Genomic DNA, 23191 nt, shown 5'->3' with positions numbered 1-23191 from the left:
ATAATTTTCCTGATGTAAAGATAATGTAGACCTATAATTTTTAAAAAAAAGATGAATTTTCAGCTTAAATCTTTTGAGGAGTATCAAGAAGCTTACAAAAGGAGTGTAGAAGAACCCGAAGCGTTTTGGAGTGATGTGGCAGACCATTTCTTTTGGAAAAGAAAATGGAACAATGTATTGAACTGGAACTTTAGAGATCCAGACATCAATTGGTTTGAGGGTGCAAAACTTAATATTACAGAGAACTGTTTAGATCGTCATATCTATAAATTAGGAGATCAACCGGCCATTATCTGGGAACCTAACGATCCCAATGAGGCTCACCGTATCCTGACCTATAAACAATTATTACAAAAAGTTGAGCAGTTTGCCAATGTTCTGAAGAACAACAATATCCGCAAAGGTGACCGTGTATGTATCTATTTACCGATGGTACCTGAATTGGTCATTGCTGTATTGGCATGTGCGCGTATCGGTGCAATCCACAATGTGGTATTCGGTGGATTCTCTGCTCGATCTATCGCTGACCGGATCAATGATGCAGAATGTAAATTGGTCATTACCTCCGACGGCGGTTTCCGTGGCCAAAAAATATTGGAACTGAAATCTATCGTAGATGATGCATTGATGCAATGTGATACCGTAGAAAAGGTAATCGTATTAACCCGTACCCGTACCCCTGTTTCCATGATCAAAGGCCGTGACGTATGGTGGGAAGATGAGATCAAGAAAGTAGAGACACAAGGAAATCCGGCATGTCCTGCTGAAGAGATGGACGCTGAAGATACTTTGTTCATCCTTTACACATCTGGTTCTACCGGCAAACCCAAGGGTGTGGTGCATAGCACAGCTGGATATATGGTCTACACCGGCTATACCTTTGCAAATACCTTCCAATACCAACCGGGAGAAGTTTTCTTCTGTACAGCAGACATCGGTTGGATTACCGGTCACAGTTATATCGTTTATGGACCGCTCTCGCAAGGCGCAACTTCATTGATGTTTGAAGGAATCCCGACCTACCCAGATGCAAGTCGATTCTGGGATATCGTCGATAAATATAAAGTCAATATCTTGTACACCGCTCCAACAGCTATCCGTTCTTTGATGGCATTTGGCGATGACTTCCTGGAAGGAAAAGATCTTTCTTCCCTTCGTGTTTTAGGAACCGTTGGTGAGCCAATCAATGAGGAAGCTTGGAACTGGTACCATGATAAAGTTGGTCATGGTAAATGCCCAATCGTGGATACCTGGTGGCAGACTGAAAACGGTGGACACTTAATTACACCGATTGCAGGTATTACAAAAGAAATCCCAGGCTATGCGATGCTACCACTTCCTGGTATTCAGCCGTGCTTAATGGATGAAAACGGAGAAGAAATCAAAGGAAATGATGTATCGGGCAACTTATGTATCAAGTTCCCTTGGCCAGGTATGTTGCGTACGACTTGGGGCGACCATGAACGTTGTAGACAAACTTATTTCTCTACCTACCAAGATATGTACTTCACTGGCGACGGATGTTACCGCAGCCCTGAAGGATACTACCGTATTACCGGCCGTGTGGATGATGTATTGAACGTATCCGGACACCGTATCGGAACGGCTGAGGTTGAAAATGCCATCAATATGCACTCGGATGTGGTTGAGTCAGCGATCGTAGGTTATCCGCACCCAGTTAAGGGGCAAGGAATCTACGCTTACGTGATTGCCAATCACCATATCGATGCCGAAAAAACAAGACAAGATATCTTGCAAACCGTAACCCGTATCATCGGAGCGATTGCAAAACCAGATATTATCCAATTCGTAACAGACCTTCCTAAAACAAGATCTGGAAAAATCATGCGCAGAATCCTGCGTAAGGTTGCTGAAGGCGAATTAAGCAATCTAGGCGATACCTCAACCCTTCAAGATCCTACCGTCGTGGAAGCGATTATCGAAGGAGCTAAAGAAATGAAGAAATAATCTCCAAGATTTACGAATAAGAATTCCATAAAAAAATGGAGCTTTCTCTTAAAGGAAGCTCCATTTTTTTTATGTCCATTTTGGGTGTCTTGAATTAGAAAAATGTTCTGGCTAATTTTTTAGAAAAATCCTGGTTTATATTTTAACCTCATTCGAGACACATTCCGAATTTTCCGAATATGTCTCGAATGAGGTCAAAGCAAGACCCGAAGCCAAGTGGTCAGGAAATTCGAATCAATCTTCCAGTGAAAATTGAAATTCTTGATTTTTTTCAGTCTTGTAAGCTAGGTTTTGAGTTGCTGGAGAGATCGCAAAAAGCGGCGAAAAGGTTTTCACTTTTACAGTCTTGCCATCCGGAAGGAATTCCAGATATCTCAACCAGCCATCGCCACCATTACCGAACCATCCCCCACCCATCGCCTGGGCATTGAAGGTCATCTGGCTTACGGTTTTACCGGCAGCGTTCTTGTCCTGTCTGAACCCTATGTGCCCATCGAAATTATCAGGGTCACCAATATGGCCAGAGAACACCATTCGGATATTTTTGGAAGGCTTCACCAGTTTTTCAAAGACAGCAGCTCCATAGTTCGCATCTTCGATCTTGTACCCTTCTTTTTGGATGTGGTTGCTTTTGCTGTCCAAATAAGTATGGGTCAACAAAATGACATCATGATTTTCATATTTCTGTTGATCCAAGGTTTTCTTTGCCCAAGCCAGCACTTCATTTCTTGGTGCAAATTCAAGGACCATCACCAATAGTTTCTTTGGATGCGGAGTTTCAAACTCATAGACAGCATTGACAGCCGATGAGTTGCCGTTCAAGCTTGGTCCTACCTCCCGCAAAGCCTTGGCATTGAATCCATTTTGCTCTGGGGAGAAATACTTATCGTATTGCGTAGCCCTATACTCTGCACTGACATGGCCATAATCGTGGTTTCCAGTGGCCAAAACATAGGGCACGCGGTTATCTAATTTACGGAATGCCTCACTGGTATTGGTCCATTGCTGTTTGCTATTTTGGTTGGCAGCCTTGGTATCAGGGTTCAAAAGGTCATTCTGTTCCACCAAATCTCCTGTGCATAGCACGAATTGAGTATTTAGGGAATCGGCATTCTCTCGGACCCAAGAGGTCATCAGGTTTAATATTCCCACATTGCGGTCGTATTTGACATAGGTCTGGGGATCTGGGATCAAAACCAAAGACCAGGATTTGCTGTTTGTAAGTTTGGGCTTAACATAACTTTGCTGTGCAATTAATTGCTGCGAAAACAATAGCAGAGCCAGTAAAGTGGAGAGCACTGAAATAGATTTTAAATTCATAATGATTAAAAGTTGATTATCTAAATTTAGAAAGAAAAGGCGATTTTTATTGAAAGTATATGTTTTTATAGAGGGACATAAATATTCCTGTTGATTTTTGAGGAATTGGCTTAATGGAATTATTTTTGAATTTCATCATGTTTTCTCTTAATTATAGCGAGAAAAATGCCTGTTTTTTATTATTTTTAGCCGAATCCCATTAATTCTTTAAGAGAGCGCGCATGTTATTTACGATACTTCTAGGTTTGATTTCTTCGATTTTGCTCATTCCATTTGGCAAAAAGCTTAAATCATCTTGGAGCATCCTCATTCCGCTTATTCCCACAGCCTTATTTATTTATTATATGGGATATATCCCGAAAATCGCTGCGGGATCAAATTTTTTCCAAGAAATCAGCTGGGTTCCATCCCTAGGGGTCGACTTCAACCTCAGGTTAGATGGTTTATCCCTTTTGTTTTGCTTGTTGATTACCGGAATTGGCTGCGGAATCTTCTTTTATGCCCGGACTTACCTCAAAGGACACCCCTATTATGACCGATTTTTTGGATATCTCTATCTTTTTATGTCGGCCATGTTGGGTTTGGTCCTTTCTGATAATATCTTTTTGCTATTTATCTTTTGGGAATTGACCAGTATCAGTTCATTTTTCCTGATCGGATTCAACAATGACCAAGAGGCCTCCCGAAAAAGTGCCATGACGGCGCTGACCATTACCGGGATGGGCGGATTCTTCCTCCTTGCCGGCCTAGTGTTGATTGGAAATGTAGCAGGAACCTTCAGGATTTCAGAATTAATAGAATATCGGGATGTCATTTTGAACCATCCCCAATATCCATTGATCCTATTCCTGATTTTTATAGGTGCATTTACCAAGTCGGCACAGTTTCCATTCCATTTTTGGTTGCCCGGAGCCATGAAGGCCCCTACTCCAGTTTCGGCATACCTGCATTCTGCCACGATGGTAAAAGCAGGGATTTATCTTTTAGCTAGGTTTTTCCCGGTGTTGAGCGGAACGGAATTATGGAGCTATACCTTGATGGGTGTAGGTGGATTTACCATGTTATATTCCGCCATCCATTCACTTTTCCGGATAGATTTGAAATCCATCTTGGCCTATACCACCATTTCAGCCTTAGGTATGCTGGTGTTTTTATTAGGCGTCGGCACGAAAGAGGCTGTTATTGCCGCCAGTGTATTTATCTTGGTGCATGCCCTGTATAAAGCTACCCTGTTTCTGGTTACGGGAATCATCGATCACGAAACAGGCACAAGGGATATCACGAAACTTTCAGGTTTAAAGAAAGTATTGGGACCAGTTGCACTAGCTGCAGGTCTAGCTGCTCTGAGCAGTGCAGGACTGCCATCGACCTTTGGTTTTATCGGTAAGGATCTGATCTATGAAGCGACCTTACACGCAAAGGAAAACTGGATATTAATATTGACGATAATAGCCGTTGCCACCAATGTCTGCTTAGTTGCAGCAGGGTTTATGGCCGGAATCAAACCCTTCTTCGGAGAGCTTCCAGCTGCTTATGAGAAATTGCACCTGCCCTATAAGTCCATGTGGATCCCACCTTTGATCTTGGCCTCATTAGGTTTAATTTTCGGATTGATCCCTGGAGTTGCCGGAAACTTCCTGAGTTATCAAACCGCTAATTCAATCTTTGGCGGAGATACGGAAATGCATTTGGCGATCTGGCATGGATTCAATACCGTATTGATCTTAAGCTTGGCCACGCTAGGGGCTGGTACCTTTGTATACTTCATCAATAAACCAAGCGAGGCAAAAGTAAAACGGGTGGAAAGTCTAGACAGGATATCTCCGCAACGGATAATCACAGGCTATTCCAATGATATTGTACGCTTTGCCGATTGGTTCAGCAATTTCTTCCATAATGGCTATTTAAGGTCTTATCACATGAAGATCATCTTATTTGCGGAAGCTTTATTGATATACAAGCTTTGGCAAAGTGGCCCTATCCAAATTGATTTTGACAACCTAACTCCATTGACTATTTATGAGGTTGCGGTGGTAATCATCCTTTTGGGGGCATTAGTCATTGTGATCTCCACCCCTTCCCGATTGACCTCGGTGGTGGCGATGAGTGTCATAGGCTATTGTATCTGTTTGATGTATGTGTTCTACAGTGCGCCGGATTTGGCCATGACCCAGTTTACCATTGATACCTTGAGTACCGTACTTTTTGTATTGGTCCTATATAAATTACCAAGTTTCTTGAACCTTGCTTCGAAAAGGGAAAGATACCGCGATAGCATTGTTGCCCTAGGCTTTGGCGCTATCCTTTCCATTATTGCCTTGAAAGTACTTTATGAACCGATAAAAACGGAAACCAGTGATTTCTATGGCGAGAATGCCTATATTTTGGCAAAGGGAAAGAATGTGGTCAACTTGATCTTGGCAGATTTCCGAGGAATTGACACCATGTTTGAAACCGTGGTACTGGGGATTGCCGCATTAGGAGTGTACAGTTTATTGAAATTGAGATTAAAATCTTCAGAAAAGGAATAAGAACATGCGCAGTATAATATTACAGACAGCTACCAGATACCTGTTACCCATCTTACTATTATTCTCTTTCTTTCTGTTGTTAAGGGGGCATTATTACCCTGGAGGAGGATTTGTTGGGGGCTTAGTAGCTTCCATTGCCTTCGTATTGCACAGCTTTGCAAATGGTACGGAAGCCACCATGAAGATATTGGGAAGGAAACCTTTGTCCCTGATTCCGATAGGATTGGGTATATCGGCGGTTGCCGTGGTGATGCCTACCTTTTTTGGATTGCCACCCATGACAGGATTATGGTGGGAGGAAAAGATTCCGGTTATCGGGATGATCGGATCGGCTTTATTTTTTGACCTAGGGGTTTACCTAGTCGTGATAGGAGTTGTATTAACTATTTTATTCACTATTTCACTGACAAAGGATTAATAGATGGAATTACTGTTAGTACTCGTTTTAGGTTTTTTATATGCTGCCGGGGTTTATTTGATCCTTCGGAGGAGCATGGTCAAGCTCTTGTTGGGGATAATGCTCTTGGGAAATGGAACAAACATCTTGATCTTTCTTTTAGGTTCGATTACCAAAGGGAAGCCTCCGGTGATTGATTCACAGCATAATGTTTTCCAAGATGCCTATGCAGACCCTATTCCGCAAGCCTTGATTTTGACGGCAATTGTCATCAGCTTCGCATTGACAGCCTTTGCCATTGTATTGTTAAAACGTGTTTATGCTTTAGTGGACACAGATGATTTAGATGATTTAAACACGCCGGAAGAAGAAGATATATGATCGACAACCATATTTTAGCCCCTGTATTCATACATCTTTTTACGGCAATCATACAACTGATTGCTTGGCGAAAGACTGTTTCACAGCGTTTTTTGAGCGTTGGCGGTGCGTTTATAGGCTTGCTGATTGCCATTCGTTTATTTGCTAAGGTCTATTCCGAGGGATCCCTGCACATGAATGCCTCCAATTGGGAACCTCCCTTTGGGATTGTATTCGTCGCGGATATGCTGAGCACTACGATGGTCTTACTGACCTCCATAGCTGGTTTTGCCGTTTCCATTTTTTCATCCGTTGGATTAAGTAGGCAAAGGATGCTGTATGGCTACTTCCCTATCTTTCATTTCCTTTTGATGGGTTTGAATGGGGCGTTTTTGACCGGTGATATCTTTAACCTGTATGTTTGGTTTGAGGTAGTCATTATCTCTTCCTTTGTCTTGATGACCTTGGGCGGTAGAAAAGCGCAATTGGAAGGCGCCGTGAAATACATGGCCATGAATATTTTGGCTTCTACCTTCTTCCTGACTGGAATTGGGATCCTGTATGGTATCACAGGTTCATTGAACATGGCGGACCTTTCCCTCAAGATCAGGGATTTTGATAATAAAGCGCTGGTGGGCATTACATCAATCTTCTTTATATTAGGATTTGGAATCAAATCGGCAGTATTCCCCTTGTACTATTGGTTACCTTCATCTTACCATACTCCACCCTCTGCCGTTGCGGCGACTTTTGGTGGTTTATTGACTAAATTAGGTATCTACGCTATATTAAGGGTATTCAGCCTGATCTTTATACCAGATGATTTTACCAGAAACCTCTTTATGGTTCTGGCTGTTTTGACAGTATTGACGGGAGCATTTGGCGCATTGATCAAGACCAATATCAGAAGGATGTTTTCTTATCTGATCGTCTGCCATATCGGCTTTATGCTAGGTGGTATAGCCATGTTTACCAAGATCGCCCTAATGGGGACTGTGTTCTACCTGATCCACGACATCATGGTCAAGACCAATATGTTCTTGATTGCGGGCTATATCCGTTTGGTTCGTGGCAGCATGGACATGAAAAAACTAGGTGGCTTATACAAAGATTATCCGTTGATATCGTTGATGATCGCTTTGGTCCTGTTTTCCTTGGTCGGCATACCTCCACTTTCAGGATTTTGGCCAAAGATTTACCTTTTCCAAGAAGCCTTTGTGGATAAGCAATACTTCTTTATCGCAGCATTGATCATCGGAAGTTTGGTGACCATGTACGTGATAGCCAAGATGTGGGCAGATGTTTTCTGGAAAGATGTACCTAACGGGGTGGTTGTGGAGGATAAATTCCATGATCAGCCTTTGTTTAAGAAAATACTGTTGGTGGGACCGATCCTGATCCTCTGTTCAGTGACCCTGTACATAGGATTCAATGCGGAGAACATCATCACGGTGGTGGATAGAATTACGAACGAATTGTTGGACACAAGCCCTTACATCCGTACCGTTTTGGGCGATAAAGCTTTTGAACAATGATCAAGTTTTTTTTAATGAACCTGCTCCTGTCCTTTATTTGGGTAGCTCTAACGGGTTCACTGTACTATTCTAACTTTATCTTCGGTTATCTGCTGGGGTTCGGGGTGCTATGGATCATGAACAGGAATGAAACTGATCAGCGTTATTTCTATCGGGTACCTAAGATCATCAGTTTCTTCTTTTTCTTTCTTTTTGAGTTGATCAAAGCGAATGTACAGGTAGCTTATGATGTGATTACACCGAAGTACTTCTTTAAACCGGGCATCGTGCGGTATCCAGTCAATACCACGACCGATTTTGAGATCAATATATTGGCAACTTTCATCTCGCTGACTCCGGGTACACTGATTATTGATATCAGCGATGACAAGAAAGCGATTTACATCCATGTGATGTACCTCAAGGACGAAGAACAATTTATCAGGACATTAAAAACAGGGGTTGAACGGAAATTATTGGAGATATTACGATGAGTTTAGAAACCTACTTTGATTTTGTCATATTACCAATCTTGACCATCTCGGTGCTATTGGTGTTTATCCGTTTGTTCAAGGGACCATCCGTTGTGGATAGGGTGATGGCCTTGGACCTCATCATTACCATTGGTATTGGGATCATTACGGTGTACAGTATCCGACAAGAACAGGAAGTCTTGCTGGATGTAGCCATTATCTTGGCGCTGATTGCCTTCCTAGGTACCATTGCATTCTCTTACTATATAGAAAAACAACAAGATGATTGATATTATTCTCGCTATATTGAGCACGGTAGGTGCGCTGTCTATCCTCTTTGCCTCCATTGGGGTATTGAGGATGCCAGATTTCTATCTGCGCCTTTCTGTTACAGTTAAGGCCTCTACGCTAGGGGTTGGTTTATTATTGATCTGTGCGGCCATCATGTTCCCGGAAGATGTCTCAGTGACCACGAAATCCATTGCTATCATCTTCTTTTTACTGCTGACTGCGCCTATTGCAGCTCACATGATCGGGAAGGCGGCCTATTTCATTGGCATTCCGCTGTGGAAAGGAACCGTCATAGATGAGCTGAAAGGGATGTACAATAAGGAAACCCACTGTTTGGAAAGTGACCCTAAAAAAGCAGATCAGAATGCGCCAGATAACATAGCGCATACCGATGATGCCACAGATTAATTAAAACAGGATACAAACTGGCTTAGATGCCTTGATCCTTTTTCCGGAGTCGGTCAATTTTCCCGATTTTTTATCCCTATTGAAAACGACAATTTCGTCGGTCAGCTGGTTGCCCACCAAGACAAAACGCTCATCTGGGCTGAAATTGAAGTTACGAGGACCTTTTCCATGCACTGAATTCACTTCTTTTCTTCTTAATTTCCCATTCTTGCCAACCGCAAAGGTCGTAATGGTATTGGCATCGATTCTATCGGTAGCATATAGGTATTTAGCATCCGAGGATATCTTGATATCCGCTGCACCACTTTTACCTTCGAACTCAGGCTTACGGATAGAGATAATTTGATAGGAATCCCAAACCCCATCTTTCTTTTTGAAAACTTCAATATCACCGGTCAATTCCATCAGGGAATACAGGACTTTGCCATTGGGATGAAATGCGAGATGCCTCGGACCTGCGCCCAGATTGACATTAAGTTTCCCTTTTTCAACAAATTGGAATTTGCCGTTGTCAGTTTTCTGTATATCGAGGATATAAATCTTATCGCCTCCTAAATCGGATACATACAATAGATTATCGGGACCAAAAAAAGCTGAATGGATATGGGAGGCCTCTTGACGGGCTTTATCTACACTTTTCCCTTTATACAGTTTGGTATCGTCCTTGGATAGGATCTCTCCTTTTGGGGAAAGCTGAAATAGATCCAGTGCACCACCCAAATAATTGGAAACTACGGCATATTGACCATCTTTAGCAATGACCACATGGCAGGGTGCTGAACCTCCGGTTGCTAATTTGTTCTGGAAAGACAAGCCATCCTTCCCAAGAGAAAAGGAAGAAAGGGATTGGCTACCATCGGTCATTTCATTGGCTGCCAAAAGGAAATTTCCAGTCCTATCTAAAAATGAGGGGTTGGCTGTACTGGTTTCCCGAACTAAAGTTGCATCTCCTGTTTTTGTGTTAAAACTGAATTCGTAAATGCCCTTGCTCCCATTCGGAGAAGTATAGGTACCGACATAAAGTGGGATCTGGGTATCCTGAGCGTGGGTTAATGTGACATTCATGAATAGGAAGAGTAAAAATAGCAGTCGTGCATTCATCTGTTAAATATGGTTAAATCGCCTTAAGTTTAAAGCCGTTTAAGTATTTTAGCCCGAATATCTTAGCTTAGGCTAGGTGTTAATACAATTATTACTATATAAAAGTAGAAAAAAGGCATAATATTTAATAATTTTGCGATTGAACTTTAGATTTACTGTGACAACAGACAGCATGAAAAACTTTTCAAGTTTCCTTATATTACTTTTATTAGCTTGTACATTTCAGGCTAATGCACAAGAAAAACTGATTGACCGCGTGGTGGCGACTGTGGGATCCGGAATTATTTTGCAATCAGATGTTGACATGCAATATTCTCAGTACCTAGCCAACGGTGGAACACCAAGTGATGATTTCAAATGTACCGCCCTTCAACAATTAATATTGAGTAAAATTTTAGCTCAACAAGCCGAAATCGATTCCATCGAAGTATCAGAATCCGAAATCGACGATGAGTTGAATGGTCGTATCCGCGAAATGACCTATAGAGCAAAAGGAAAAGAACGTTTAGAGGCATTCTTAAAACGCTCCTTATTGCAATACAAGGAAGAAATGCGACCTACTGTTACGGAACAGATGAAAGCTAAAAAGTTCCAAAACACCATTGTAAGTAAAGTTTCTGTAACGCCTCAAGAAGTTAAGAAATATTTTGAAGGCTTAGATCAAGATAGTCTTCCGGCATTCAATACGGAGGTTGAGATTGGAGAAATCGTCATTTATCCGGAATTGACCAAAGAAGAGAAGAACGTATTTAGGGAAAAAGCTGAGGGATACCGCAAGCAAATCATGGACGGAACAGATTTCGGTACAGTTGCTCGTTTCTATTCAGAAGACCCAGGATCGGCCGTGCAAGGTGGTGAGTTAGGTTTCGCCCCGCGTGAAAACTACGTAAAAGAGTTTTCGGCAATGGCTTTTAGATTGAAAGAAGGTGAGATTTCGCCTGTCTTTGAAACGGAATATGGATTCCACTTCCTACAGGTTTTAGAGCGTCGTGGTGAGGAGGTGAATGCAAGGCATATCCTAGTGACCACCAAACCGACTACGGCGAGTATGGATAGGATAAAAGGTAAAATTGACTCGATCTATACAAATGTAAAGGATGGTAAACTACCTTTCAGTACCGCAGCAACGAGATATTCGGATAATAAAGAGACTAAATTCAATGGTGGTATGGTGGTAAACCAACAATCAGCATCTCGTTCTACCTTGATTCCCGTGGATATGTTGGAAAAAGAGGTGTTCTTGGCCATCGATACCTTAAAGGAAGGTCAAATCTCTAAACCATTCCCATTCCAAGATCCTAGAACAGGTAAGTCTGGATATAAGTTCACTTACTTGAAAACCAGGATTCCACCGCACAAGGCAAGCTTAGAGCAGGATTTTGCAAAGATTCAAGAAGCTGCACAAGAGGATAAAACCCGCAGGGCATTGAGTGAATGGTTTGAGAAGAAGACGAAGAATACCTTCGTTCATGTGAACAGCGAGTTTGCTACTTGTGAGGAATTGCAAATGTGGAACACGCCAGCAAATGAAAACCTAGCTTCCTCTAAAGAAGATTAAAAAAGAAATAAACGATAAAAGAAAACCCCGATCAAATGATCGGGGTTTTCTTTTATATAATTCTGTCCTGTTATCTTTCGAACATCATTTCTAAGATCACTTTCCATTGGAACTCTCCAGTTAATTGCCAAATACGGATATAACTGAATTTAACGACCTTGTCTTTAAGCCCAACGGTAGCTGTACCGGAAGTGTAAGCGAATTCACCGCTATAAGCACGGCCTACCTCTGTAGGATCTGTATCGATCTCAATTCTTTCTTTCTTCAGGAATGCCAACACATTGTCCCTACCTTCGATTTCATTCTGCCAAGGGAAGTAGAAACGGGCATCATCAGCCAAGAACTCTTTATAGCCTGTTTTGGTATCTGCCTTTAGAATGGTAGAGAATAGCTCGTCTGTTTGAAGAACGACTTCCTCACGCTGTTCAAGGCGTTTTACGGAGCGATGTTTTAAGTATGCCTTATCATCGGGTTCGTAGTATTCCAAAGGGCTGGCTTTCTTCTTACCGTAGTTTTCCACTTCGGCACGTAGATGAGCTCTCCAGTTTCCTTTTCTATCGCGGTGCCAAACCGTAAGGTACTGTCCGAAACGCTTAATAGAACCCATCTTTTGGAATTCAATAGGTCCTGAAGTTACCCCCCAGTCTAAACTCCTTGATACAAGTACAAAGTTGGGGTTCCAAGAAAGACGATCTGGAAGATTGGGTCTGTTATCTAAATAGTTGGCTGCATTGACTGGTGAAGGCACAAGGAAAGTAGATTCCTTGTCAATGATATATTTAAGTCCGGTATAAGGACTTTCCGTTTTTGAAAGATTCGCTGCTGTTCTATCAACCGAAAGAAGCCCCCCTACCTTTTCAGGTAGTTGGGCAAAACTCGAAAAAGAAATTAGCGTTGCGGCTAAAAGAGTTAAGCCTTTTTTATTAATCATTACTGTAAATTTTACCTTACTAATCAAATCTTATTCCAAAGTGTTCCATCCTTACTATCTTTCAGTTGGATACCTACGGAATTCAATTGTTCGCGGATACGATCTGAGGTCACGAAATCCTTGTTTTTCTTAGCTTCATTACGCATATTGATGATGATCTGCATCAAATCATCCATATTGTCACCTTCGCCGATCTGATCATCTTTAAGCCCTAGAATGTCGAATACAAAGTCTTGCATATAGGTCTTCAATTCACTCAGGTCTGCTTCCGTAATCGTCAGTTTACCATCGTAGATCGAATTGATGATACGAACTACTTCAAATAACTCAGCGATTAGAACCGGGCTGTTGAAATCATCATCCATGGCAGCATAGCTGCGCTTCTTGATTTCAGCTAAGTCACCGAAATTAGATGATTTTGAAGGAACAACTTTATCCAATAGGCCGATGGCAGCCATCAGGCGTTTATATCCTTTGTCTGCAGCGTCCAAAGCATCATTGGAGAAATCCAATGTACTTCTGTAATGGGCCTGCAGCATAAAGAAACGTACCGCCATAGGCGAATAGCCTCTATTCAACAAGGGATGGTTACCTGTGAAAAGTTCTCCCGGTAGGAAACCATTACCTGCTGATTTGGACATACGGGTACCATTCACGGTCAGCATATTGGTGTGCATCCAATATTTTGCCGGTGTGGTATGGTTACATGCTTCAGATTGCGCAATCTCGTTGGTATGGTGGGTTGCTGCCAAGTCCATTCCACCACCGTGGATATCGAATTGATCACCCAAATACTTCCTGCTCATCGCTGAACATTCGATATGCCATCCTGGGAATCCTACTCCCCAAGGAGAAGGCCAGCGCATGATATGCTCAGGTTTAGCCTTGATCCATAAGGCGAAATCAAGTCTGCCGCGCTTTTCATCCTGACCACCCAATTCGCGGGTGTTGTTCAATAGATCTTCTAGGTTTCTATTGGTCAAGATGGTGTAGTTATATTCTTTCACGTATTTCTCTACGTCGAAATAGACCGTACCGTTCACCTCGTAGGCAAAACCGTTCTTAATGATCTCTTGGACCATTTCGATCTGCTCGGAAATATGACCGGTTGCCGTTGGTTCTATGCTTGGAGGAAGGGTATTGAATAGACGCAGTACATCATGGAATCCAATGGTATATTTCTGAACGATCTCCATGGGTTCCAATTGTTCCAGCTTCGCTTTTTTCGCAAATTTATCATCCCCCTCATCATTGTCTCCCTCTAAGTGCCCAGCATCTGTGATATTACGCACATAACGTACTTTATATCCCAGGTGCAACAAGTAGCGGAAAATCAAGTCAAAGGAAACAAAAGTCCTACAGTTCCCTAAATGCACATCACTGTACACAGTGGGTCCACAAACATACATCCCAACAAGGTTAGGATGGATGGGTACAAACTTTTCTTTCTTACGGGTAAGGGTATTGTATAATACTAAATTATGCTCCATACGACAGTTGAAACTAATTATTTTTGTCTAAAGAATATCTGGATTGGCACTCCTGAAAAGTCAAAGTTCTCACGTAATTTGTTTTCGATGAAACGTTTGTACGGATCTTTGATATATTGAGGCAGATTACAGAAGAAAGCAAACATTGGCGATCTACCTGGTAATTGCGTCACGTATTTAATCTTGATGAATTTACCCTTCGTTGCTGGAGGTGGATATCTCTCGATAATTTCCAACATCACATCATTCAACTTGGAAGTAGGGATCTTTTTGGTTTTATTGTTATAAACCTCCATCGCCGTTTCCACGGTCTTGAAGATACGTTGTTTCTCTGTTACAGAAGTAAATAGGATTGGAACATCAGTGAACGGAGCAATCTTGTTCTTAATAGCTTGCTCAAATTCTTTGGCTGTTTTATGGTCCTTTTCAATGGTATCCCATTTGTTTACCAGAATAACGATTCCTTTTTTGTTCTTCTCAGCCAAGTGGAAGATATTGATATCCTGTGCTTCAATGCCATCTTTGGCATCAATCATCAAGATGACAACATCAGAATCTTCTAAAGCCTTGATGGTACGCATTACGGAGTAGAATTCGATATCCTCATTGACTTTGGATTTTCTTCTCAAGCCTGCAGTATCAACCATCAGGAACTCATGGCCAAATTGATTGTAATGAATACGGATGGAATCACGGGTGGTACCTGCAATTGGGGTAACTATATTTCTCTCTTTCCCTAATAGGGCATTCGTTAATGATGATTTACCAACGTTAGGACGTCCTACAATGGTAAACTTTGGCAATTCGGTATCATCTTCCTCTTCGTTCTCAAAATTAGAGACTACTTGGTCAAGAAGCTCTCCAGTCCCCGACCCAGTCATGGAAGAGATATTGAAGATCTCGCCAAGACCAAAGGAATAAAACTCAGCTGAATCATGGGTTTGTTTGGCGCTATCCACTTTATTGGCAACGACATAAACTGGTTTTTTGCTGCGACGCAACATATTTGCAATCTCATCATCCAAATCTGTTACTCCTGTAGTGACATCCACCACAAATAGAATAACGGATGCCTCATCGATGGCAATCAAAACTTGCTCACGGATGGCTGCTTCAAAAACATCATCTGAACCATGTACAAAACCACCAGTGTCGATCACAGTGAATTTCTTTCCGATCCATTCCGCTTGTCCATAGTGTCTGTCACGGGTAACCCCGCTGTAGTCATCGACAATAGCCTTTCTGCTCTCTGTCAAACGGTTATATAAGGTTGATTTACCCACATTGGGTCTCCCTACAATTGCTACGATATTTGCCATATTTCTTTCTATTCGTTACCTCACGGCAACGTTTTCAGGTATCTTGTAAAGGTACAAAGTTACGGATAAATCGCACATCTTGCGTGAGAAATCAGAAAATGACAGCTTTATGGGCAAATTATGGACTTCGGTCTTTTCGAATCGGCTGCTCCTTGATTTCTTTTATCACTTTTGAGGGAAAATATTTCCAAAAAAATAGGCCGTCCCGGAAAGGGATGGCCTAAAATTAGTTTTGAAAATTAACAGTTAGAAATGTTATTAAGAATCTTTGTGTAATTTCCACTAAGTCTTACTACTTAGATTATATTCTCTACAAAGACATCTGACTTCGTCAAATTATGCTGAAAGATAGAAAATTTATTCCTAAAACTTAAATAATTCCAGGAGGAAATTTTAACTTGATTAATTAGATAAAACTCTTTAAACAGTTGATTAATAGAGTTTTTTAACGCATTCGAAATCTTAGTAACTGATGATTGCAAGCAAATTGTTACACTGTTCATTTTAAGCAAGAAAACAATCTTTGAAAGCAAAAGCAACTCGAGAGGCCAGACCGATATAAATATCATAATTCTCTAAAGTTTTTTTTAGTATGACAAATAAAGTCTCAAAACTTTAATCATTCTAGTGGCAAAACAGGAAGAGCTGCCTAAAATCGGCAGCTCTTCTGATAGCTGTTCTGAGTTCTATGGATTCTGTTTCAAGACCCCATTCGATAACACAATCTGTTGCTCTGGAATAAATTCGATAGCTTGATTGCTCTTGGCGTCGATGGTCAAAATAGGACTGGTTCCCGAGGTGTGGGTTCCTGGATATTTCCTGTCCATTAGTTTGCCATTTCTGAATACATCAAACTTCCTGTGTCCTTCCCAAGCAAGCTCCAATTTTCTTTCCTCAAGAACGACATCTAAAGCGGTCTTTCCATTTAAATTGGCAGCTGTCCAAAGTCCTGCTGTAGATATCCCCGCTCTTTGTCTGATCATGTTCACATCCTTCAATGCTGAAGTAATATCTCCTACCTTAGCACTTGCTTCTGCACGGATTAGATACACTTCGGCTAACCTTGAAATAATCGGTGACCATAAATGCGCTTGCCCTTCTTGACCAGAACATTTCATTACATAGTATTTCAAATAGCCATTACGGTTCGCCAACTTTCTATCGATCAACACCGTTCTCTTCTTGCCAGCGATTTGTATGTAATATTGGTAAGCGCCTGCTCCATTTGACTCTTTGATCAAGTTCTTTTTAGCTCCAGCTTCAGTATAGGAATAATCTGTACCCGCTTGAGTCACTTGCACGCTCGCATATTTATAATCATCCGTTACATAATACGCATGCAGTTCATTTGCCTTTTCAACCACTGGCTGGATCATCCTATAGCGCACATCCTCTGGATATTTCCTGACTTCCTCCAAATAGCTCCTGGAAGCATACATTTCACCCCATCCTGAACCTTGGATATTGGCATACATGGAACCAATCGTACTCCAACCATCATCTGGATAGTCAATATCCTTCACGAATTTGATAGCGAATATATTCTCTCTATTTTCCTCTGGGGTAGAAACGGTTAGTTTATTGTAATCAGATCCCGCCAACAAAGAAAACTTACCCGATTCAATGACCTTATTGGCATATTGGATAGCCTTTTGGTTATCTCCTTTGAAAAGGTAAACCCTAGCCAACAAGGCCTGAGCGGCATATACATTACCATACACATTGCTCTTGTAGGTATTGAACATACCTTCAGCTTTCAATAGATCTTTTTCCAATTGATCATAGACTTCCTTCACGGTATTACGAGGAAGGATTTCGAATGGATCATCAGATAATTTAATTGGAACAGCCAAGGACTGAGGATCTTGCGTATATGGTTTTCCAAATACATTTGCCAAATAAAAGTACATCAAGCTTCTCAGGTATAGATTCTCCGCGATCATTTGATCAACTTCGTCACTTTCACCCTCTTTCAGTTTCTGCAGCAATAAATTGGTCCCTGCAATTACGCGGTAAGAGTTTTCCCAATAGCTATTTACCCTTGCGTTATTTACTACTCTTTTGTAGTTATAATTATAAAACAGGTTATCGGTAGTCGTTCCACTCAAGGACACATTATCCCCCGGATATTCTGTTACACGGTGCCAGTTTTCGACCCAACCTTTTAGGGTATGGTAATTCCCTAAATGTAAAGCTTCGATAGCACCTTCAGTGTTTTCGATCGATTCATTGGTCATCGAATCATAAGGCTCCTTATCCAAAGAACAAGATGTCATCAACAGACCAACGACCCCACTTAATATGAATAATTTCTTCATCTTTCTTTCTTTTAAAATGTTAGGTTAAGCCCAAAAATCAAACGCTTCGGTGCAGGATATTGTGAGGTAGCATCACCACCTGCGGCTTTATCTGCCGAATTATCATTTCCTAAGATGGCAGCCTCTGGATCCAGACCTGAGAATTTGGTCGAAGTCCATAGGTTATCTCCTGATAGATAAACGTTCAATCCTTTTAATTTCAATTTGCTAACTAGGCTCTCCGAGAAAGTATAGCCTAAAGTCACGTTCCTCAATCTCAAGAAGTTCGTGCTCTCCAAGTACCTGGAAGAGGTTTTGTTTGAAAGACTGGTATTGTTGTATTCCGCCCTTGGATGCGTAGCATTCGGATTATCTGCCGACCATCTTGACCAGCCATCCATCAATATCATTTGATTATAAGAGGCATAAGCACCATCCGAATCAAACAATTCTCTTGCAGCATTATAGGTTACACCGCCATTTTGATAGGCAAAACTAGCATTCAAGTTAAACCCTTTGTAGTTCATGGCAGAGTTAAAACCACCTTGGAATTTAGGCGTTGCTGCTCCAACAAACTGCAAAGCAGCATCGTTATAATTTGAAGTGGTCGAAACCTCCCCGGTTTCTTCGTCAATGGTTTCCCAAAGTGGATCCCCGTTTTCAGGGTTCACACCTGCCCATTTACGCATGTACCAAGAGTCAACATCATGACCTTCGGAGAAACGCATATTGCCTTTAGGAATATCCTGACCATCTTTCAAGGAGGTAATTTTATTGTTGTTATGGGCGATATTCACACCTAAATCCCATTGGAATGGGTTTTCAAGACTGAACACCGAACCACTCAAGGCAACTTCCACCCCACGGTTCCTCAATCCACCGATATTCAACCAATAGCCATCCCATCCAGCAGTTGAAGGGAACTCCACATAGTAAAGCAATCCGCTGGTGTTCTTATTATATAAATCTACTGAAAGGTTCAATCTATTGAACATTCCCAATTCTAGACCTAGATTGGCATCATAAGATTTCTCCCAGCTCACATTGGCATTCTGGAAGTTCTTCTGGATCGCTGCAGGTTCGCCATTGTATTGCGCATTTAACCCATAGGTCGCAAATGAAGAATAATAATCGATCGGCACGTTTCCAACTCCACCATAGGATGCTTTCAAACGCAATAAATTAATGGCAGGAACATTAAAGAACGCTTCATTGTTGATATTCCATGCACCACTTACGGAATAGAATGCACCATATTGCTGGTTCTGTCCAAACCTTGAGGATCCATCCACACGGAAGGACGCCATCAAGTTATAACGGTTATCATAACCGTAAGTACCTTGCAAGATTCCAGACTGGAAAGAATAATCATTTTTAGTACCACCAAAATCAAGAACGCTGGCCGCATTTCCTAGGATCTGAGACCCTGGGGCAATACCTTTACCTTTCGCATTTAAACTAGAATACACATAATCTGAGTATTCGTAGGCTGCAAAACCAGATACGGAATGCTTGCCAAATGTTTCATTGTACTTCAACATCTGGTTAAAGAACCTGGTAATACGTTTATCTGAAAATTGATAGATTGTTCCTTTATCATTTCGACCAGCATTCGAGTTAGGGTCTGCATAACTCATTGTGGTCTGATTATAATAGGTCAGGTTATTCATGGATTCAAAGGTGAATCGATCAGAAATCCTATACGAGAAATCAAAATTACCCTGCATATCAAAGGTCTGTCCCTTACCATAGTTATATTGCAAGTCATACAAGTAGTTTGTATGGTCACGTCCTAACCAAAGCACATTCGCATCAGCATCTTGCGGGTTTTTGATAGTTCCATCTGCATTATATGGATTATCCCAAGGCAGATAAAACATCATATTATATAATGAATGTTGTTTATCAAGATAGGTCGTGTAGGCTGCATTCAATTTCGGCTTGAATGTCAATCGATCCGTCAATTTATGCTCTACATTGAAACGGCCGGTCATTCTTTCGAAATCATAACCTTTCAAGGATCCTTTTTCACCATAGTAATTGGCACTTGCGAAAACAGAGGTCTTTTCAGTTTTACCCATGTAATTTGCAGAGAAATCATTTACTGGTGCCGTTTGGGTACCGTTCTTGATCCAATTATAATCGTTGTTCAAAACATCTTTGGTTACATTCGGGTCGATATCCTTCTGGTTAGGGAAAGTTTGGTAGTAATCCCAAAGCTCCTGAGAATTCATGAGCTCAAAGTTCCCAAAGTTGAATTTGCTCACACCGGATGAAAGGTTGACCGAAAAGGTACCTTCACCTTCGCGCAAAGCTCTTTTCGTAGTCACCACGATTACACCGTTGGTACCTCTGGAACCATATTGCGTGGTCGCTGCAGCATCTTTCAAAACCGAAATGGTCTCAATATCATTGGGGTTGATATTCGCAACACCGTGAGTGATTACCCCGTCAACTACCCATAAAGGATTAGTACCAGAAGAAAGGGAACTTCTACCCCTGATCTTTACATTCGCTTGTTGTCCAGGTCTACCTGTACCCACTACATCAACACCAGCTACTTTACCTTGCAAAAGGTTGGATACATTCGGCGATTTGCTGTCCTTCAGTTTCTTTTGATCCAAAGAAACGATAGAAGCACTGATTTCACCCTTTTTCTGGGTAGAATAACCTGTAACCACCACCTCATCAATATTCTCCTCACTCGCACTTAGCTCCACATTCAGGGTAGCACCCGTAACCGCCACTTCTTTTTTCTCATGACCCAAGGCAGAAAACACTAAGGTCTGACCAATCTCGGCCGTGATACTAAATTCTCCTTCGGCAGTGGTAGAGGTCGATCTGCTCGGATCTTCCTTTACGGATACTGTAACTCCTGGCAAAACAACCCCACCTGAAGTCACCTTCCCTTCGACTTCTTGTTGAAATGCATGGATTTCCTTTTTATCCTTACTCAGATCATGGGCAGCCGCATATCCACTAGTTAGACTTAAACCTAAAATAATGGCTCCTGCAACTAATTGAGATCTTTTCAATGGAAAAAATGGACTTGAAAATCTCTTTATCATAATTAATCTATTAAATAAAATTTAGTAATAAGCCGTAGGCACTATCACAACTTAGATGCAGGAAGGTAAAAGTTTATTGAAAAAATTAAAGGAATAACCCATAACGAAAACGATTGCGCAAATTCATGCAAACGTGTGCATAAGCAACCAAATGTAACTTTATTGTAAAGCTTAAATCAACAGTGGATTAAATCTTGATTTTTGTCTTCAGATAAGGATAGACAAATACAGCGGCCAAGACTATAACAGCCCCGAAATAGAACCCCGTACTCATCGCTTCTTTTTGCCCAAATATGAGCAAGGCTAAGATAATACCATAAACCGGTTCCATGTTTGTCGTCAATGCAACTGTAAATGCAGATAGCTCTCGCATTACAGCCACACCAAGCACATAGGCTATTGCCGTACACACAACACCCAATAGCAGGAGATATAACAAATCAGATTGACTGAGGATCATCTGTTCATCAAAATCCCCCGTAAAAAACATCACGAAAGAAACGCCAATCCAAGCACCGACCATCTCGTACAAGGTAATCGTTGTCGGGCTACCCTTCTTGACCATTCTAGCATTCAATATGGAAAAAATACTAGCGCAGAAAGCACAGGACAAGCCATAAACAATCCCCCAGAAGTATTTGAATTCAAATTTAAAGATCAGGTAGATCCCGAAGATAATCACCAGACCAACAATCACATCCGCTATGGAAATCCGTTTTCGGTTAATAATGGGCTCCAATAAAGCGGTAAACAAGGTCACAGAAGAAAGGGTAACCAAAGTAACAGAAACGGTTGAGACCTTGATGGCATGGAAAAATAACACCCAATGCAACCCCACGATCATCCCCACGCCTAAATACTGCAAGAGCTGATCTTTAGGAACCAACAGGGTCCTCTTGGTAAAAATATAATACAGCACCAAGGAAACCGCAGCAATCAACACCCGATACCATACCAAATGCAGGGCCGAAACAGTAATCAATTCGCCCAGAACACCTGTAAAACCCCAAATTAATACGGTAAAGTGCAATATCAGTGTATTGCGGTTAATGGTTAACTGTGACATGGTTTGTGATGCTTATTTAGGAGCCTTCTTCAACAGATAAAAACTCAATATCAAGAAAATGACATTGGGGATCAATACCGAGATCAGGGGATCCAGCCCTCCTTTGATGGAGAACATACTTGAAAATCGTTCAAGCACGATATATATACAGCTCAAGCCGATTCCTAAACCTAAACTCAAGCCAATACCACCACGGACTTTCTTCGACGAAAGGGAAACCCCAATCAAAGTCAAGATAAATGCCGAAAATGGATTGATTATTCTCTTATACTTTTCGAGCAGCAATTCGTTCATCATCCCGGTTCCTCGAACTTCCTCCTTGCTGATACGCTCATTCAATTCATGCTGGTCCATCGTGGTAAACACATCCTCATAAGATTCAAAATCCTGCGGACGCATATCCAAGGTCGTGTCCTTTTTCTCTCCGCTCAGCATCTCTTCCTTCAACCCTTTGATTTCCCTCGTGGTATAGGTATGCAAGCTCCACTTCCCTGCTACCGAATCCCAAGTCACACGTTCTGCCATCAACTTCTCCAACATCTTGTCCCCATCAAACTTCTCCAAACTGAAGTTATAGCCCACTTTGGATTTTGTATCAAAGGAACCCATATACACATAGGTATTCGAATCCACCTGCATGTGGATGGAAGAAGAAGTGGTACTGACCTTGTTCGGCTTCACATAGACGTTCTCAAAATTCACCTTTACCTTATTGGTGAAAGGAATAATGTAAACATTGGACAGTAAAGTCATCCCAAATATTAATGCCGCACAGATCATATATGGCCTCAGCAACCTATTAAAGCTCATTCCACCACTTAGGATCGGCACGATCTCTGTTTGATCCGCCATCTTGGAGGTAAAGAAGATTACGGCAATAAAGTTGAACAGCGGGGTAAGCATATTGATAAAGAAAGGCAAGCTCCCCAAAGCATAGTATTCAAAGAATACCTGCGTCATGGTGGCCCCATATTTATTGAAATCATCAATCTTCTCCGAAATATCAAATATCACAATCACGACACAGAAGATCGCCACTGTGAAAACAAAAGTAGACAAGTACTTTTTCATGATATATCGATCGATGATCTTAAACATG

At 41.5% G+C, this 23191-nt stretch carries 18 protein-coding genes; 9 read left to right on the top strand and 9 right to left on the bottom strand.

Annotation, left to right across the window (positions count from 1 at the left end; genetic code table 11):
- Positions 1-51 precede the first annotated feature (51 nt).
- Positions 52-1968 carry an acetate--CoA ligase gene (gene acs, locus CKW03_RS02720; protein ID WP_093100503.1) on the top strand — a complete coding sequence of 639 codons (1917 nt, stop codon included), beginning with the start codon at positions 52-54 and terminating at the stop codon, positions 1966-1968.
- Between the two features lie 234 nt (positions 1969-2202).
- Here acs and CKW03_RS02715 read toward each other — a convergent pair whose 3' ends face one another.
- On the bottom strand, positions 2203-3288 hold the full coding sequence (locus CKW03_RS02715) for a metallophosphoesterase (protein WP_093100504.1): 1086 nt from the start codon (positions 3286-3288) through the stop codon (positions 2203-2205).
- A 221-nt stretch (positions 3289-3509) separates the two neighbouring features.
- On the opposite strand from CKW03_RS02715, the gene CKW03_RS02710 reads away from it, so the two are divergent.
- From CKW03_RS02710 to mnhG, 7 genes are read left to right on the top strand one after another with little or no spacing between them, the layout of a single operon-like run.
- Positions 3510-5819, top strand: coding sequence for a putative monovalent cation/H+ antiporter subunit A (locus CKW03_RS02710; RefSeq protein WP_093100506.1), 2310 nt, complete (start codon positions 3510-3512; stop codon positions 5817-5819).
- 4 nt (positions 5820-5823) lie between these two features.
- Complete coding sequence (locus CKW03_RS02705) at positions 5824-6237, top strand: Na+/H+ antiporter subunit B (RefSeq protein ID WP_093100507.1); 414 nt, start codon at positions 5824-5826, stop codon at positions 6235-6237.
- Positions 6238-6240: 3 nt separating this feature from the next.
- On the top strand, positions 6241-6597 hold the full coding sequence (locus tag CKW03_RS02700) for a Na+/H+ antiporter subunit C (RefSeq protein WP_093100509.1): 357 nt from the start codon (positions 6241-6243) through the stop codon (positions 6595-6597).
- Positions 6594-8111, top strand: a complete 1518-nt coding sequence (locus CKW03_RS02695) for a proton-conducting transporter transmembrane domain-containing protein (RefSeq protein WP_093100511.1) — start codon at positions 6594-6596, stop codon at positions 8109-8111. Before CKW03_RS02700 ends, CKW03_RS02695 begins: the two co-directional genes overlap by 4 nt.
- Positions 8108-8584: a Na+/H+ antiporter subunit E gene (locus CKW03_RS02690; protein ID WP_093100513.1), complete on the top strand. Its 477-nt coding sequence runs from the start codon at positions 8108-8110 to the stop codon at positions 8582-8584. Before CKW03_RS02695 ends, CKW03_RS02690 begins: the two co-directional genes overlap by 4 nt.
- Positions 8581-8853 (top strand): monovalent cation/H+ antiporter complex subunit F, encoded by a 273-nt coding sequence (locus tag CKW03_RS02685; RefSeq protein WP_093100515.1) that lies wholly within the window; start codon positions 8581-8583, stop codon positions 8851-8853. Before CKW03_RS02690 ends, CKW03_RS02685 begins: the two co-directional genes overlap by 4 nt.
- Positions 8846-9262: a monovalent cation/H(+) antiporter subunit G gene (gene mnhG, locus CKW03_RS02680; RefSeq protein WP_093100517.1), complete on the top strand. Its 417-nt coding sequence runs from the start codon at positions 8846-8848 to the stop codon at positions 9260-9262. The genes CKW03_RS02685 and mnhG overlap by 8 nt, the downstream gene beginning before the upstream one ends.
- Here the strand turns inward: mnhG and CKW03_RS02675 are convergent, their stop codons facing one another.
- A complete protein-coding gene (locus CKW03_RS02675; RefSeq protein ID WP_157739374.1) occupies positions 9263-10327 on the bottom strand; it encodes a lactonase family protein in 1065 nt (354 codons plus the stop codon).
- A gap of 208 nt (positions 10328-10535) precedes the next feature.
- Here CKW03_RS02675 and CKW03_RS02670 point away from each other — a divergent pair, with 208 nt between their 5' ends.
- The gene (locus tag CKW03_RS02670; RefSeq protein ID WP_093100520.1) at positions 10536-11921 is read left to right on the top strand and encodes a peptidylprolyl isomerase; all 1386 of its coding nucleotides are present in this window, start codon (positions 10536-10538) and stop codon (positions 11919-11921) included.
- A gap of 70 nt (positions 11922-11991) precedes the next feature.
- Here CKW03_RS02670 and CKW03_RS02665 read toward each other — a convergent pair whose 3' ends face one another.
- The 7 genes from CKW03_RS02665 to CKW03_RS02630 all read right to left on the bottom strand — a co-directional run bounded on the left by CKW03_RS02665 (position 11992) and on the right by CKW03_RS02630 (position 23190).
- A complete protein-coding gene (locus tag CKW03_RS02665) occupies positions 11992-12852 on the bottom strand; it encodes a YybH family protein (protein ID WP_093100522.1) in 861 nt (286 codons plus the stop codon).
- A gap of 23 nt (positions 12853-12875) precedes the next feature.
- Complete coding sequence (gene cysS / locus CKW03_RS02660) at positions 12876-14342, bottom strand: cysteine--tRNA ligase (protein WP_093100523.1); 1467 nt, start codon at positions 14340-14342, stop codon at positions 12876-12878.
- A gap of 17 nt (positions 14343-14359) precedes the next feature.
- Positions 14360-15661 carry a ribosome biogenesis GTPase Der gene (gene der / locus CKW03_RS02655; protein WP_093100525.1) on the bottom strand — a complete coding sequence of 434 codons (1302 nt, stop codon included), beginning with the start codon at positions 15659-15661 and terminating at the stop codon, positions 14360-14362.
- A 686-nt stretch (positions 15662-16347) separates the two neighbouring features.
- The gene (locus tag CKW03_RS02645) at positions 16348-17979 is read right to left on the bottom strand and encodes a RagB/SusD family nutrient uptake outer membrane protein (RefSeq protein WP_093100528.1); all 1632 of its coding nucleotides are present in this window, start codon (positions 17977-17979) and stop codon (positions 16348-16350) included.
- Positions 17980-17990: 11 nt separating this feature from the next.
- The gene (locus CKW03_RS02640) at positions 17991-21026 is read right to left on the bottom strand and encodes a SusC/RagA family TonB-linked outer membrane protein (protein ID WP_093100529.1); all 3036 of its coding nucleotides are present in this window, start codon (positions 21024-21026) and stop codon (positions 17991-17993) included.
- Positions 21027-21213: 187 nt separating this feature from the next.
- Complete coding sequence (locus CKW03_RS02635) at positions 21214-22092, bottom strand: DMT family transporter (protein WP_093100531.1); 879 nt, start codon at positions 22090-22092, stop codon at positions 21214-21216.
- 12 nt (positions 22093-22104) lie between these two features.
- Positions 22105-23190 carry an LptF/LptG family permease gene (locus tag CKW03_RS02630; protein WP_093100532.1) on the bottom strand — a complete coding sequence of 362 codons (1086 nt, stop codon included), beginning with the start codon at positions 23188-23190 and terminating at the stop codon, positions 22105-22107.
- Between the last annotated feature and the right edge of the window lies 1 nt (position 23191).

It is taken from the genome of Sphingobacterium mizutaii, assembly GCF_900187125.1.
GTDB classification, from domain to species: domain Bacteria; phylum Bacteroidota; class Bacteroidia; order Sphingobacteriales; family Sphingobacteriaceae; genus Sphingobacterium; species Sphingobacterium mizutaii.
Note: the sequence above shows the minus strand (reverse complement) of the source record. Positions and strands in the feature narration are given on the sequence as shown.